Below are 12,710 nucleotides of genomic sequence, written 5' to 3'. Positions count from 1 at the left end.
TTGTGGCTTAAATGACTGATAGACGGACATCTCCACTGGCCACCGTGCGTGAGCTCATCGGACGCGGGGTCACCTCCCGCGCCGAGGTGGCCGCGCGCAGCGGGCTGGATGCCGGCGTCGTCGACGCCATCCTCGATCACCTGCTGGCCACCGGCGGGCTCGTACCCGAGCCGGTCTCCGGCTGCCCGTCCGGCGGCTGCGGCGGCTGCGCGGCCGCGGGCACCTGCCCCAGCGCCGGGGGAGCGGTGCGGCGCGGGCCCGTGTTGCTGGAGCTGATTAACTAACCAGGCCCTCTTCGCGCAGGAAGTCGTAGGCGACGGTGGCGTAATCCTCGCCGTCGACGTCCACGCGCGCGTTGAGCTGCTGCATCCGCTCATCGGTCAGGATGTCGGAGAGGGGAGCCAGCAGCTCGGCGATTTCGGGGTTTTCCTCCATGACCTCGGTGCGCACCACTGGGGCCATGTTGTACTTCGGGAAGAACCCCTTCGGATCGCTTAAGACGTGGAGGTCGAGCGCGTCGATGCGCCCGTCGGTCGCAAAGACCGAGCCCATCCGGCACTCGCCGCGGTCGAGGGCCGCATACACCGCGCCGGAATCCATCTCCAGCAGGCGCTCTCGGCTGGGTTGTTCCACGCCGTAGGCATCCAGCATGGGCATCAGGCCGTCGTTGCGGGCGATGAACTCCGCGTCTGAGCAGATGGTCTGTTCCTCGACCGGAAGCTTGGAGATGTCAACCAGCGACTCGATGCCGTATTCCTGCGCCGTGTCCTCGCTAACGGCCAGGGCGTAGGTGTTGTTCATCGGCGCCGGTGGCAGCCAGGTGAGCCCGTTGGCGGCATCGGCGTCCTTGACGGCTTCGTATTGTTGCTGGGTGTCCGGGATGGGGTCCGTCTTGCCCAGGTAGGTAATCCACGCCGTGCCGGTGTACTCAAACATCATGTCCATGTCCCCGGCGACCAGCGCCTGGCGCGCCGAGGTCGAGCCCGGCACGTTAGTCAGGTCCTGGACATCCGCGCCGGCCGACTGCAGCAGGATAGCGCCGATCTTGCCCAGGATGATCTGCTCGGTGAAATTCTTCGAACCGATAGAGACGTTGGTGCCCGATAAATCGATATCCGTAAGCTCGCCGTCGAGCTCGGCTGTCGGCACGAACCCGCCCGCGGTGCCCAGCCCACAGCCGCCCAGGGCCAGCGTGGGCACCAGGCAGGCGGCGGCGATTAGCGTGCGAAACTTCATGCGTTCATCCCCTTCGGAGTCAGGGCTACTTCCAGCAGCCGGCCCACCCACTCTACGGCCAGAGCCAAGGCCGCGATGAGCACCGCGCCGGAGACCAGAATGGAGTTGCGGTACAGGTTAATGCCGGTAGTGATCAGCCCGCCGAGCCCGCCGGCGTCAATAAACGTGGCGAAGGCCCCGGCGCCGACCAAAAGCACCAGGGAGGTGCGCACGCCGGTCATAATTACCGGCAGGGCAATGGGCAGTTCGACTTTGAGCAGGACTTGGGCCGGCGACATCGACAGTCCCCGGGCGGCCTCCACCAGCGCGGGATCCACCCCACGCAGGCCGGCTACTACGTTGGCCAGCACCGGCAGGAAGGCATAGACCCACAGGCCCGCAATCGCTACCGGCGGGCCGAAGCCCAACCAGATGGCCAGCAAAACGATGACGCCGATGACAGGGGCGGCCTGCCCGATATTGGCCAGGCCCGTAGCCAGCGGGGCGAGGAATTTCGTGGCCGGGCGCGTGAGCACGATGCCCAGCGGCACCGCCGTGACCACCACCAGCACGGCGGTCACCACCACGATCTGGATGTGCTCGAGCGCCAGGTAGCCGACGTTAGACAGGTCCAGGGTGCGCGCCTCGATGTCGTCGAGGCCCGCCGCCGAGCGCCAGATAAACCACCCGATTAGCGTGGCCGCCACGAGCACCGGGATGCCGATTAAAAGAAGGCGGTTTTCCGCCGAGGCGTGGGTTAGCTTTTCTTTCATTGCTCGCTGTCACCCGCCTTCGCCTTCAAGGTGCGCACGTAGTCATTGACGGTGTCGTAGAGCAGTACGCCAATGAATTTTCCGCGCCGGGTGACCATCGCGCCACCGTGGGAGGACACGAGCATGGCCGACATGGCATCGCTCAGCGTGGAGCGAGCGCCGACCACCGAGGACAGCTCCACGGTGGGCTCGGGCAGGACCCGGTGCCGCTGCACCTGGCGCAGCGTGACCCACTCGCGCGGACGGTCCTTGTCATCGAGGACCACCACGGTGTCCTCGCCGGCGGCGCGGGCCCGGGCGACAACCTCGTCGGCCGGCTCGCCGATGCGCGCGACCGCCGGATCCCACAAATCCATCTCCTCGACGCGCTTCAGGCTCAGCTGCTTGAGCGTCGAGCCGGAGCCGATGAAGTCCTCGACGAACTCGTTGGCGGGGGCGGCCAGGATGTTTTCCGGGGTATCGTACTGTGCGATCTGCGCGCCGGGCTGCAGAATCAGGATGCGGTGGCCGAGCTTGACCGCCTCATCGATGTCGTGGGTGACGCACACGATGGTTTTGCCTAGATCCGACTGGATGTTGACCAGCTCGTCCTGCAGGCGCGTACGGGTGATCGGATCCACGGCGCCGAAAGGCTCATCCATCAGCACCACCGGCGGATCGGCCGCCAGGCCGCGGGCCACGCCCACGCGCTGTTGCTGGCCGCCTGAGAGCTCCCGGGGGAAGCGGTCGCGGTAGACGGAAGGATCCAGGCCGACCATGTCGAGTAGCTCGTCGACGCGCTGGGCGATCTTCGACTTTGGCCACTTGAGCAGGTGCGGGACGATGGCGATGTTGTCCGCCACCGTCATGTGCGGCATGAGGCCGCCGCCCTGGATGACGTAGCCGATTTCGCGGCGCAGGCGGCGATGGCGGCCACACCCATCGACAGCTGCGTCGAGACCCGGATACCGGTCATGATGACCGGCCACGCCAGCGGCAGCCGCACGCGGAACAAGACTGCGGCCGGCGACATGCCCTGCCCGCGCGCGGATTCCACCACGGCCGGGTCCACGCCCTGCAGCCCGACGATGGCGTTGCGCAGGATGGGCAGCACGGCGTAGAAGACCACCAGCGCCACCGACGGGACCGTACCGATGCCGAAGAGCGGAATCGCCAGGCCCAGCAGCGCCAGCGAGGGCAGCGTCAGCCCGATGGACGACAGCGCGTTGGCAGCGGCGGTCGCCTTCGACGAGCGTGTCACCAACACCGCGATGACCAGCGCGATGATCAAGGCCACGGCCACCGACTGGAGCACCAGGCTGGTGTGCTGGAAAGCGCGGAAGGCGATGTCCTGCCACCGGGAGCCGATGAATTCTGCGAGACCGTTCATGGGGTCAACCCTTCACAAATAAAGAAAGATAAAACCATATTCCCAGCATACAGGCCTACGTGCGGCGGGCCGGCTCCGCGATCTGGTCTGGCGGTGCAATGCCTAATATCCTTTTAGCTAACAAACCCGTCACATCCAGTAGAAAGAGTAGGCATGCACGCTACTGCCGAACCCCGGCCGCTTGCCCCTCAAACAGGTGCTCCCGCTCATGGTCGCGTTGCTGACGGCGGTCTTCGCCTTCCAGCTCAACGCCTCCATGCTCTCGCCCGCGCTGGCCACGATGGAAACCGAGCTGGGGGGCGACGACCTCCCAGATCGGTATGACGCAGACGGCGTTTTTCACCGCCGCAGCGCTGTTCTCGCTCTTCCTGCCGCGGTGGGGTGATCTCATCGGCCGCCGCAAGGTCCTGGTTGGCATGATGACGATTACCGGCATCGGCTGCCTGGTGGCGGCGCTGGCGCCGAACGTGACCATCCTGCTGCTGGGCCGCGTTATCCAGGGCGTGGCGGGCCCGACGGTGCCGCTGACGCTGATCATGCTGCGCCAACACGTCGCCAACGAGAAGCAGTACGCCCTGCTGCTGGGCGTTTTGACCTCGGTTAACGGCGGTATTGCGGGCGTGGACGCCCTGGCCGGCGGCGTCCTGGCGGACCACTTCGGTTTCCGCTCGGTCTTCTGGACGATGGCCGTTTTCTGCGCTCTGGCCGTTATCGGCGTGCGCGGCTGGACGCAGGAATCCGTGGCGGACGCGACCATCTCCATGGACTGGGCGGGTATCGCGCCGCTGGCCGTGGCGCTGGGCTGTGTGCTCACCGCCTTCAACGAGGCCGGCAAGCTTGCCGATGCCAACTGGCTCCTCGTCGTCATCCTCCTTCTGGTCGGCGCGGTCTGCCTGGTGGTCTTCTGGAACATCGAAAAGCGCGTGCGCCACCCCTTGGTCACCGTGGACTACCTCAAGCAACGCCGCACCTGGGCCCTGCTGTCGACGACTTTGCTGACGATGACCGGCGTCTTCGCCGTCATGAACGGGCTCATCCCGAACCTGGGTCAGGACACCGAGGTCGGCGCCGGCATGAGCGCGGACGTCGTCTCCTTCTACACGCTGACCCCGTACGCGCTGGCCGGACTGGTCTTCGGGCCTATCGCCGGCTGGATGGCCGCGCAGGTCGGCTACAAATTCGTGCTGCAGACCGGCCTGGTCGGCACGGTCGTCGGCCTCATCGTCACCGTCTTCATTGTGGGCAACCCCGGCAAGCTGTCGCTGCTTCTCGTCTCGCTGCTTATCGGTATCACCTACGCGGGTATTGCCAACATCATGCTCAACGGGCTGGGCATCGTTTTGTCCCCGGCGGACAACCAGGGCTACCTGCCCGGCATGAACGCCGGCGCCTTCAACCTAGGCGCGGGCCTGAGCTTCGCCATCCTGTTCGGCGTGGCCGGCTCCTTCAACTCCGGCTACCACGCGGGCCTGGTCACCGGCTGTATCATTTTGGCAGCGGCGTTGGCCATGAGCCTGCTCATCCCGAAGCCGGAATCCATAGGTGACACGGTCGCAGCCGCCAACCACGACTAGGAGATTGGTAGGAGAAGATGACCAAGATAATTCTGGACTGCGATCCCGGGCACGACGATGCCGTCGCCCTGCTGCTGGCCCTGGGCAACCCCGGCATCGACCTGCTGGGCGTGACCACCGTCGGCGGCAACCAGACCCTCGACAAGGTCACACGCAACGCGCAGGTCGTCCTCGAGCTGACCGGCCACACCGAGGTGCCCGTCTACCCAGGCTGTGACCGCCCGCTGGTGCGCGACGTCGAGGTCGCCGAAGACATCCACGGCTCAACCGGCATGGACGTGCGCGGCATCGAGCTGCCAGAGCCCAGCGTCGAGGTGCAAGACTCCCACGCGGTGGATTTCATCATCGATACCGTTATGTCTGCAGAGCCTGGCACGGTCACCCTCGTGCCGACGGGCCCGCTGACCAATATTGCGCTGGCGGCGCGGAAGGAACCGCGCATCGTTGAGCGTGTGCGCGAGGTCGTGCTCATGGGCGGCGGTTACCACCAGGGCAACTGGTCCGCGGTGGCGGAGTTCAATATCAAGGTCGACCCGGAGGCCGCGCACATCGTCTTCGGCGAGGCCTGGCCCGTGACCATGGTGGGCCTGGACCTGACCCACCAGGCGCTGGCCACCGCCGAAGTCGAGGAGCGCTTCCGCGCGATGGGTACCGAGCTTGGCGACTTCGTGGTCGGCCTGTTCGGTTTCTTCCGCGAGGCCTACCGCGAAAACCAGGGCTTCGACGACCCGCCGGTCCACGACCCGTGCACGATTGCCTACCTCATCGACCCGGCCATCGTGCGCACGGTCAAGGCCCCGGTCCAGGTGGAGCTGAGCGGTGCGCTGACCACCGGCATGACGGTCACGGACTTCCGCGCCCCAGCTGGCGACGACTGCCACACCCAGGTCGCCACGACGCTCGACCACGCGGCTTTCTGGGACCTGGTCGTGGATGCCGTCGGCGCCCTTTCCGGTTGCGAGGACTAGCCGGCTGTTTTAGAGTCGGCCCCATGACATCGGGGGATTGTTTGCAGCGCTTCCTGGCTGCCAGTGCGCAGCCGGGCATCGCCGTCATTGAGGGCGCCTGGCACGCCGACTGGGCCGGCCTGCGCGCCGACATGACGCAGAACCAGGACGAGGTCGAGCGCGTCATCGGCCTAGCCCAGACGCTGTTCGGGCGCGTTAACAACAGCCGCCGCCAGCGCCGCGTGCGCGCCAACGCCGAGCGGCTAGGCCACGGCCTGCAGGTCCTCGACGTAGTCTGCGGGGTGCTGCGGCGGGTGAAAAACAAAAACGACGCCTGGCGCATCATGGAGGAGCTGTCCGCCCTCGAGCTGGGTGCCGCCGGCATGCGCCGGGCCGCTGCCCGGAAGGTCCGCGCCGCCGCCCTCAAGCCGGAGCCGGTGCCGGGCGTGGTCTATACCCGCTCCACCGCGGGCCTGTGGGCCATGCGCTTGGTCGCCGACGCCGGGCTTGTCGCCGACATCAAAGCCCACGTCAAAGACGTCGACGACGCCCGTGCCATGTTCACCGGGGAGGGCAGCGCCGAGCGCGCCCATGTCACCACCAACGTGGTGCTCAGCCTAGAAGACTTCGGCGAGCTGGCCTCCGGCGGGGCGGGCGAGGACATCACCGTCCAGCTGACCAACGGCGCTGTCATCAGCGGCGCCGAACTGGTCACCCGCACGCTTGGCGATGTCGGCTACGTCGGCGTCTTCGACCCCGTCGCAGGTCCCGTCAACCTCTACCGCGATAGCCGCCTGGCCTCCTGGAAGCAGCGGCGCCTGGCGATGATGGAACACCCCGTCTGCGCCTGGCCGCAATGCCTGGCCGGCGCCGACGAATGCCAGGTCCACCACATCCGGCCCTGGTTCTCGGGCGGGCCGACCAACCAGGACAACCTGGCCACCCTGTGCCCGCACCACAACGGCGCGAACGAGGACGGCGTGGACAACCCGAAAAAGTGCGGGCGCATGGCCCGGGTGCGCGGCAAGACCGTCTGGGTGCCGCCGCAGCGCCCGCCCGATGCCCCAGCCGCTGGGGCCGCCGCTGCCCGGGCCTAAACGGCGCGCGTTTAAGAGTGCGGATCGAAGGCGTGACCCTAAAGCACCGCAAACCCAAAAATGGGAAACACGACACAGACGGCAAAGAAGACAAAGACGAGGCGTTCGCGGGAAAATTGCCCACGAACGCCCCGTCGGCATGTCTAAAACTGCCTGCCTTAAACTGTCTGCCTGAAACGGCGCAGCTAGAGGCGCTTTTAGGCACGCCCAGGCGCCTTGTGAGCAGTGGGGCCACCGGGGCTCGAACCCGGGACCGACGGATTATGAGTCCGTAGCTCTAACCGACTGAGCTATAGCCCCTTGTAACCGCGCGCAGCGCTGGAAGCTAGTGTAGCGGGGTGGACCTGCCGGGTAAGAAACCGGGGGTGTGGTGCCAGCGGCGCGTGCGGGGTGGTTCTAAAATCAGCAGTATGACGGTCGAAGAGGTAGACCCCCTAATCACCGCGCTGTACCGCTGGTCCGATGTCAGCGGCGTGCTGCTGATGGGCATCATCGGCGGCACGATTGCGCGCCAGCGGGGCTACGACATCGTGGGCTTTTTCTTCATCGCGCTGTTCTCGGCGCTGGGCGGCGGCATGATCCGCGACGTGCTGATCAACCGCGGCACCGTCGCCGCCATGAGCGAGCCGGAGTACCTCATCCTCGCCTTCACCGGCGCGCTGATTGCCCGTTTCGTCTATTTCAAGGGCAAGACCTGGGAATTCTTCGAAGTCCACGGTGACGCCCTGGTCTCCGCGCTGTGGGCGGCCACCGGCGCGGTGAAGGCCATTACCTATGGCCTGCCGGTCCTGCCCTGCATCATGATGGGCGTGTTCACTGCCACGGGCGGGTCCATGATCCGCGACACCGTCACCGGGCGCACCCCGGCCATCTTCGGCGATAACCGGCCCACCGTCATCCCGGCGGTCGCCTGCGCCGTCACGGTCCTCATAGCGCACCAGTTCGGCTTCATGGCCGTGGGCATGGTGGTCGGCCCCATCATCAGTTTCGTGCTCACCCTGTGGGGCTACTGGGGCAACTGGCGAGTCTCAACGAACCAGGAATGGGCGCCGGTGAATGATACGGCGGCGCAGATGGCATCGTTGGCCAAGAAGGCCGAGCACAAGGGCCGGGCCGTGGGCCGGCGGCTGGAGCCGGGCAAGCTTAGGCGGTGGCGGCATCGGCAGATGGAAAAGGCCCTCAAGCGGCGCATCGAGGCCGAGGTCAGTAAAGGCACGCGCCGCGCGGACGCGGAGACCGCCGCCGACGAGTTCATGGAGGAATTTACCTCCGAATTCGCCGCCGTCGACCCCACCGCGCTCGACGATGCCCCCGCCGACGACAACCCCGCAGACCAGGGCCTGCTGTCCGGCATGGGCGTCGACCTGGCCGGGGATTCCTATGACAGCGATGACTCCGCCCACCGCGATATGCTCGACCGGATCTTGGTCGACGACGAACTGACCGACGAGCTCATCGAGCGTCTAGTCAAGCGCTACGAGCAACGCGGCGACGAGGGCGATTAAAACCTGAAAACAGCGCGCAGTCGCGTGGCATTAAACGTTCAGGTTGGCGGACTAATTTAGCCGTTATGAACCTGAAATACTATCTTTTCCAACTGTGGGGCATCGTGGTCGATCACGGCCTGCCCCTGTTGGGCATTGTGCTGACCGCGGTGCTCATTCCGCGGATTGGCCGCCTGGTGGTGCGCATCATCGAAAGCCGGCTGGACCAGGAAGAAGAAGCCACCAAGGCGCGCCTGGCGCTGGTCGGGGCGCTCGTCTACGTCGGCGAGGTCGTAGCCTACTTCCTGCTGGTGGTCGCGGCACTGTCGAATATCGGCGTGCCGCCGCTGGGCGCGGCCATCCCCGCGACCGTGGTTTCTGCAGCCGTCGGCTTTGGCGCGCAGTCCATCATCGGGGATTTCCTGTCCGGATTTTTCATCCTGTCCGAGAAACAGTTCGGCGTGGGCGACTACGTCAGCTTCGACGGGGCGACGGGCATCGAGGGCACGGTGGTGGCCCTGACGCTGCGCACCACCAAGGTCCGCACGCCGACCGGCGAGGTCGTCACGGTGCCCAACGGCTCCGCCGGCGTGGTCACCAACTACTCCCAGGACTGGTCGCGCGCGGTGGTCAACCTTGCGGTGCCGGTCTCGACGGGGGAGAACCCCGCCGATATCACCGCCCAGGTCGAGCGGATTTCCGAGGAGGCGATCGCCGACCCGCAGATCGCCCCCGATGTTGTCGGCGAGGTCGAGGTCCTGCCCGCTACCGGCCTGGAGGCCCCCACGGCCGCTGGCCAGCCGTGGCGGGTCAACTACCGCGTCATGGTCCGGGTCAACCCGGCCCGGCAGTGGGCCGTCGAGCGCGGCATCCGGTCCGCGCTGCTCAACGCCTTCTGGGATCACTACCACCTCGCCGCCGATGCCCCCAGCGAGCTACCTCGGCCTGCCGTCGAGGTGCTGGCCGGGACACAGCAGCCGGCGCCGGGATCGCCTGAGTCGCCGCGTTCGCCTGAGTCGCCGGGTTCGCCGGACCCGGAGACCGCCGAGACCGTGGTGCTGCCCGGGCCGGAAGGCTCCACTCCCATGGAAGAACCCGAGGACGTCGCCGCGAACCAGGCGGCATTGGAAGGCAGTGAGGAGCTGGAGGACGGCCCGGCCAACGGGAGTATCTGGCGCGACGACGAACCGGCCACGCGCTGGGGCAAGCTGGTGACCCTGGGTGGGCGGATTCGGGCCTCGACGACTGGCTTGTTCGCCGCCCTGGCCGTCATCGGCCTGCTGGTGCTGGCCTCCAGCAACCCGGAAAATGCCAGCGCCGGCTGGCTCTCGCCGGCGAACTGGACGCAGACGTCCACACCGGAAGCCGAAACCGAAACCACCGCGGGCGACGACGCCGCGACCGGCACGGACACCGTCACGGAGCAGGAGAGCGAGCCGCAGCCGGAGACTGCCGAGCCCACCGCCGCAGAAGCGACGGAGCAGGAGGGGCAGTCCGGCGACTCTGGCGAGTCCGGCGGGTCCCGCGGGGCCGACCAGGGTACCGGGCAGGGCACGGGGCGAGGCGCTGACCAGCAGCAAGCACCGGCGACGGGTGAGGCGACTGGGGCGGAGACGGCATCGCCGGCCGCGCCTACGGAGCAGGCGGAGCCGACCGAGGCGGGTGACACAGCCCGGGCTAATCCTTAGACTCGGGGTATGTCACAGAACTACCGCGTTCAGAACCCCAAGACCGACGAAATCGAGCAGACCTTCGAGTTCGCCACCGACGCCGCCATCGGGCAGGCGATCACCGACTCGGCCGACGCCTTCCAGCAGTGGCGCCAGACCAGTTTCGATGAGCGCAAGAAGGTCCTCAACAACGCCGCGAAGCTCCTGCGCGAGCGCGCGCCCGAGCTGGCGGAAATCGTGGCGACCGAGATGGGCAAGGAGCTCGGCTCCGGTATTGGTGAGGTGAAGTACTCAGCCAAGATTCTAGACTACTACGCCGACAACGGCGCCGAGTTCGCTCAGGACGAAAAGATCCCGCACAGCGGCGGCACCGCCATCATGCGCCGCCTGCCGGTGGGCCCGTTGCTGGGCGTGATGCCGTGGAACTTCCCGTACTACCAGGTCGCCCGGTTTGCCGCGCCGAACCTGATGGTGGGCAACACGATCTTGCTCAAGCACGCTGAAATCTGCCCGCGCTCCTCGGCGGCGTTCGCGCAGATCCTCACCGAGGCCGGCCTGCCCGAGGGCGCGTTCATTAACCTCTACGCCACCCACGACCAAGTCTCGACGATTATCGCCGATCCGCGGGTGCGCGGGGTCTCCCTGACCGGCTCGGAGCGCGCCGGATCGGCCGTGGCCGCGCAGGCGGGCAAGGCGCTGAAGAAGTGCGTCCTTGAGCTGGGCGGCACCGACGCCTACATCGTGCTGGACGCCGCCGACATCCCGGCCGCCGCCCGCCAAGCCTGGGACAAGCGCCTGGCGAACACCGGGCAGGCCTGCACCTCCAACAAGCGCATCATCGTGCTGAATGACATCTACGATGACTTCGTGGCGGAGATGGGGCGCATCGCGAAGGATTACCAGCCCGGCGACCCGCTGGACGGGGCCGAGGGCAAGTACTACCCGCTGTCCTCACGCGCGGCGGCCGAGACCCTCGACCAGCAGGTCAAAGAAGCCGTGGAGGCCGGCGCGCGCTTACACGTCGGCGGCGAACTGGCCGAGGTCGGCGCCTACTATTCCCCGGCGGTGCTCACGGACGTGCCGGTCGGCTCGGAGTCCTACTACACCGAGTTCTTCGGCCCGGTGGCGGAAATCTACCGCGTCGGCAGCGAGGAAGAGGCCATCGCGCTGGCCAACGACTCCCGCTACGGCCTGGGCGGGGCGGTCTTCTCCACGGACGAGGAGCGCGCCAAGCACGTCGCCTCCCAGATCGAGACCGGCATGATTCACGTCAACATCCCGCAAGCCTCGGCCCCCGAGCTGCCCTTCGGCGGGATTAAGAATTCCGGCTACGGCCGCGAGCTATCCCCTCTGGCCATGGACGAGTTCGTCAACAAGCAAACGTTCTACGTGAATGAAAAGGAATAAAATCTAAGGTTCGGAAGTTTGCTCCCACATGGAGTCTTCGAATCTTTTCGCGCCCTTAGAACTCGGGCGCCACACCCTGCCCAACCGCATCACGATGGCCGCCATGACCCGCCAGCGCGCCGGGCGCAGCGGCGTGCCGACCGAGCTGCACGCGCAGTACCACGCGCAGCGGGCATCGTTGGGGCTTATCGTGACGGAGGGCGTCTTCCCGTCGCTGGACTCGCGCGCCTTCCCCGGCCAGGCCGGAATCACTAACGATACCCAGCAGGCCGGCTGGCAGCACGTCGCCGAGGCCGTCCATGCCGCCGACGGCGTGATGTTTATGCAGGTCATGCACGGCGGCCGCGTGTGCCACCCGACCTGACCGAGGGCGCGGAGCCGGTGGCCCCGTCCGCCATCTGCTCCGGCGCCCAGATCCACACCTTCGACGGCAATCAGGACGCGGTAACCCCGCGGGAGCTGGAGATCGCGGAGATGGAGCGCATCGTAGGCGATTTCCGGGCCGCGGCGCGCCGGGCTGTCGATGCCGGGGTGGACGGCATCGAGATCCACAACGCCAACGGCTACCTGCTGCACGAGTTCTTGGCTCCGTCGTCCAACCAACGCACGGATGATTTCGGCGGCAGTGCGGACAACCGACTGCGCTTCCCGCTGGCCGTGGCGCGGGCGGTCGTCGAGGAGATCGGCGCCGACCGCGTCGGCGTGCGCATCTCCCCGGAGCACAACGTGCAGGGCGTTATTGAAGACGATCGCGCGGACGTGGCGGAGGTCTACGGCCGCTTCGTCGACGAGCTGGCCGAGCTCGGGGTGGCCTACCTGTCCATCCTGCACTCCGACCCGACCGACGAGTTGGTCGCCGACCTGGCCCGCCGCACCCGCCGCAACGGGCGCACGCGCGTGCTGATGAACAACGGGTTTGCCCAGCTGACCGAGCTGCCCGACGCCGAGGCCATGCAGCGGCTCGACTACGTCGATGCCGTCTCGGTGGGGCGCGAAATCATCGGCAACCCGGACATCGTGCGCCGCTGGAAGGAAGGGTTAGCGCTCAACACCCCGGAGCAGGCCACCTTCTACGCCAACGGCGCCCGTGGGTACACGGATTACCCCTTCGCGGACTAGCATTCGGGGTTGAGTCCGCCGCGGCTGGGCTTCGGGCATGACGTCGGGCACTATC

10 protein-coding genes, 1 tRNA gene and 2 pseudogenes are annotated in these 12,710 nt (G+C 66.9%); 8 read left to right on the top strand and 5 right to left on the bottom strand.

Annotated elements, in window-relative coordinates; genetic code table 11:
* Positions 1 to 11: 11 nt before the first annotated feature.
* Positions 12 to 284 (top strand): FeoC-like transcriptional regulator, encoded by a 273-nt coding sequence (locus CCONF_RS08370; protein ID WP_290222629.1) that lies wholly within the window; start codon positions 12 to 14, stop codon positions 282 to 284.
* Here the strand turns inward: CCONF_RS08370 and CCONF_RS08365 are convergent.
* The 4 genes from CCONF_RS08365 to CCONF_RS08350 are packed head-to-tail and all read right to left on the bottom strand — an operon-like array spanning position 277 to position 3,357.
* Entirely contained in the window at positions 277 to 1,236 is a 960-nt protein-coding gene (locus tag CCONF_RS08365) for a glycine betaine ABC transporter substrate-binding protein (protein ID WP_290222624.1), read from the bottom strand. The genes CCONF_RS08370 and CCONF_RS08365 overlap by 8 nt on opposite strands.
* Positions 1,233 to 1,988, bottom strand: coding sequence for an ABC transporter permease (locus CCONF_RS08360; protein WP_290222621.1), 756 nt, complete (start codon positions 1,986 to 1,988; stop codon positions 1,233 to 1,235). The genes CCONF_RS08365 and CCONF_RS08360 overlap by 4 nt, the downstream gene beginning before the upstream one ends.
* Positions 1,985 to 2,845: an ATP-binding cassette domain-containing protein gene (locus CCONF_RS08355; RefSeq protein ID WP_435384071.1), complete on the bottom strand. Its 861-nt coding sequence runs from the start codon at positions 2,843 to 2,845 to the stop codon at positions 1,985 to 1,987. Before CCONF_RS08355 ends, CCONF_RS08360 begins: the two co-directional genes overlap by 4 nt.
* Positions 2,833 to 3,357, bottom strand: coding sequence for an ABC transporter permease (locus CCONF_RS08350; protein ID WP_435384070.1), 525 nt, complete (start codon positions 3,355 to 3,357; stop codon positions 2,833 to 2,835). The genes CCONF_RS08355 and CCONF_RS08350 overlap by 13 nt, the downstream gene beginning before the upstream one ends.
* Before the next feature lie 208 nt (positions 3,358 to 3,565).
* Here CCONF_RS08350 and uriT point away from each other — a divergent pair.
* The 3 genes and pseudogenes from uriT (at position 3,566) to CCONF_RS08335 (ending at position 6,975) form a co-directional block, all read left to right on the top strand.
* A pseudogene (uriT, locus tag CCONF_RS08345) lies at positions 3,566 to 4,931 on the top strand (uridine transporter UriT).
* A gap of 17 nt (positions 4,932 to 4,948) precedes the next feature.
* Positions 4,949 to 5,899 (top strand): uridine-preferring nucleoside hydrolase UriH, encoded by a 951-nt coding sequence (gene uriH / locus CCONF_RS08340; protein ID WP_290222619.1) that lies wholly within the window; start codon positions 4,949 to 4,951, stop codon positions 5,897 to 5,899.
* A gap of 23 nt (positions 5,900 to 5,922) precedes the next feature.
* Positions 5,923 to 6,975: an HNH endonuclease signature motif containing protein gene (locus CCONF_RS08335; protein ID WP_290222617.1), complete on the top strand. Its 1,053-nt coding sequence runs from the start codon at positions 5,923 to 5,925 to the stop codon at positions 6,973 to 6,975.
* Between the two features lie 226 nt (positions 6,976 to 7,201).
* Here CCONF_RS08335 and CCONF_RS08330 read toward each other — a convergent pair.
* Positions 7,202 to 7,275, bottom strand: a tRNA-Ile gene (locus CCONF_RS08330).
* Positions 7,276 to 7,385: 110 nt separating this feature from the next.
* Here CCONF_RS08330 and CCONF_RS08325 point away from each other — a divergent pair.
* The 4 genes and pseudogenes from CCONF_RS08325 to CCONF_RS08310 all read left to right on the top strand — a co-directional run bounded on the left by CCONF_RS08325 (position 7,386) and on the right by CCONF_RS08310 (position 12,655).
* A complete protein-coding gene (locus CCONF_RS08325) occupies positions 7,386 to 8,480 on the top strand; it encodes a trimeric intracellular cation channel family protein (protein ID WP_290222615.1) in 1,095 nt (364 codons plus the stop codon).
* Positions 8,481 to 8,545: 65 nt separating this feature from the next.
* Positions 8,546 to 10,147 (top strand): mechanosensitive ion channel domain-containing protein, encoded by a 1,602-nt coding sequence (locus CCONF_RS08320; protein WP_290222613.1) that lies wholly within the window; start codon positions 8,546 to 8,548, stop codon positions 10,145 to 10,147.
* A 9-nt stretch (positions 10,148 to 10,156) separates the two neighbouring features.
* Entirely contained in the window at positions 10,157 to 11,536 is a 1,380-nt protein-coding gene (locus CCONF_RS08315; protein ID WP_290222611.1) for an NAD-dependent succinate-semialdehyde dehydrogenase, read from the top strand.
* A gap of 28 nt (positions 11,537 to 11,564) precedes the next feature.
* Positions 11,565 to 12,655 (top strand): annotated as a pseudogene (locus tag CCONF_RS08310) (alkene reductase).
* Positions 12,656 to 12,710 lie beyond the last annotated feature (55 nt).

The sequence above is a fragment of the Corynebacterium confusum genome (assembly GCF_030408715.1).
In the GTDB taxonomy this organism is placed as follows: domain Bacteria; phylum Actinomycetota; class Actinomycetes; order Mycobacteriales; family Mycobacteriaceae; genus Corynebacterium; species Corynebacterium confusum.
Note: the sequence above shows the minus strand (reverse complement) of the source record. Positions and strands in the feature narration are given on the sequence as shown.

Coding starts and splice junctions, on each gene's coding strand:
- CCONF_RS08370 (WP_290222629.1), top strand. CDS start 12: ATGACTGATAGACGGACATCTCCACTGGCCACCGTGCGTGAGCTCATC.
- CCONF_RS08320 (WP_290222613.1), top strand. CDS start 8,546: ATGAACCTGAAATACTATCTTTTCCAACTGTGGGGCATCGTGGTCGAT.
- CCONF_RS08315 (WP_290222611.1), top strand. CDS start 10,157: ATGTCACAGAACTACCGCGTTCAGAACCCCAAGACCGACGAAATCGAG.
- uriH (WP_290222619.1), top strand. CDS start 4,949: ATGACCAAGATAATTCTGGACTGCGATCCCGGGCACGACGATGCCGTC.
- CCONF_RS08365 (WP_290222624.1), bottom strand. CDS start 1,236: ATGAAGTTTCGCACGCTAATCGCCGCCGCCTGCCTGGTGCCCACGCTG.
- CCONF_RS08325 (WP_290222615.1), top strand. CDS start 7,386: ATGACGGTCGAAGAGGTAGACCCCCTAATCACCGCGCTGTACCGCTGG.
- CCONF_RS08355 (WP_435384071.1), bottom strand. CDS start 2,845: ATGCCGCACATGACGGTGGCGGACAACATCGCCATCGTCCCGCACCTG.
- CCONF_RS08350 (WP_435384070.1), bottom strand. CDS start 3,357: ATGAACGGTCTCGCAGAATTCATCGGCTCCCGGTGGCAGGACATCGCC.
- CCONF_RS08360 (WP_290222621.1), bottom strand. CDS start 1,988: ATGAAAGAAAAGCTAACCCACGCCTCGGCGGAAAACCGCCTTCTTTTA.
- CCONF_RS08335 (WP_290222617.1), top strand. CDS start 5,923: ATGACATCGGGGGATTGTTTGCAGCGCTTCCTGGCTGCCAGTGCGCAG.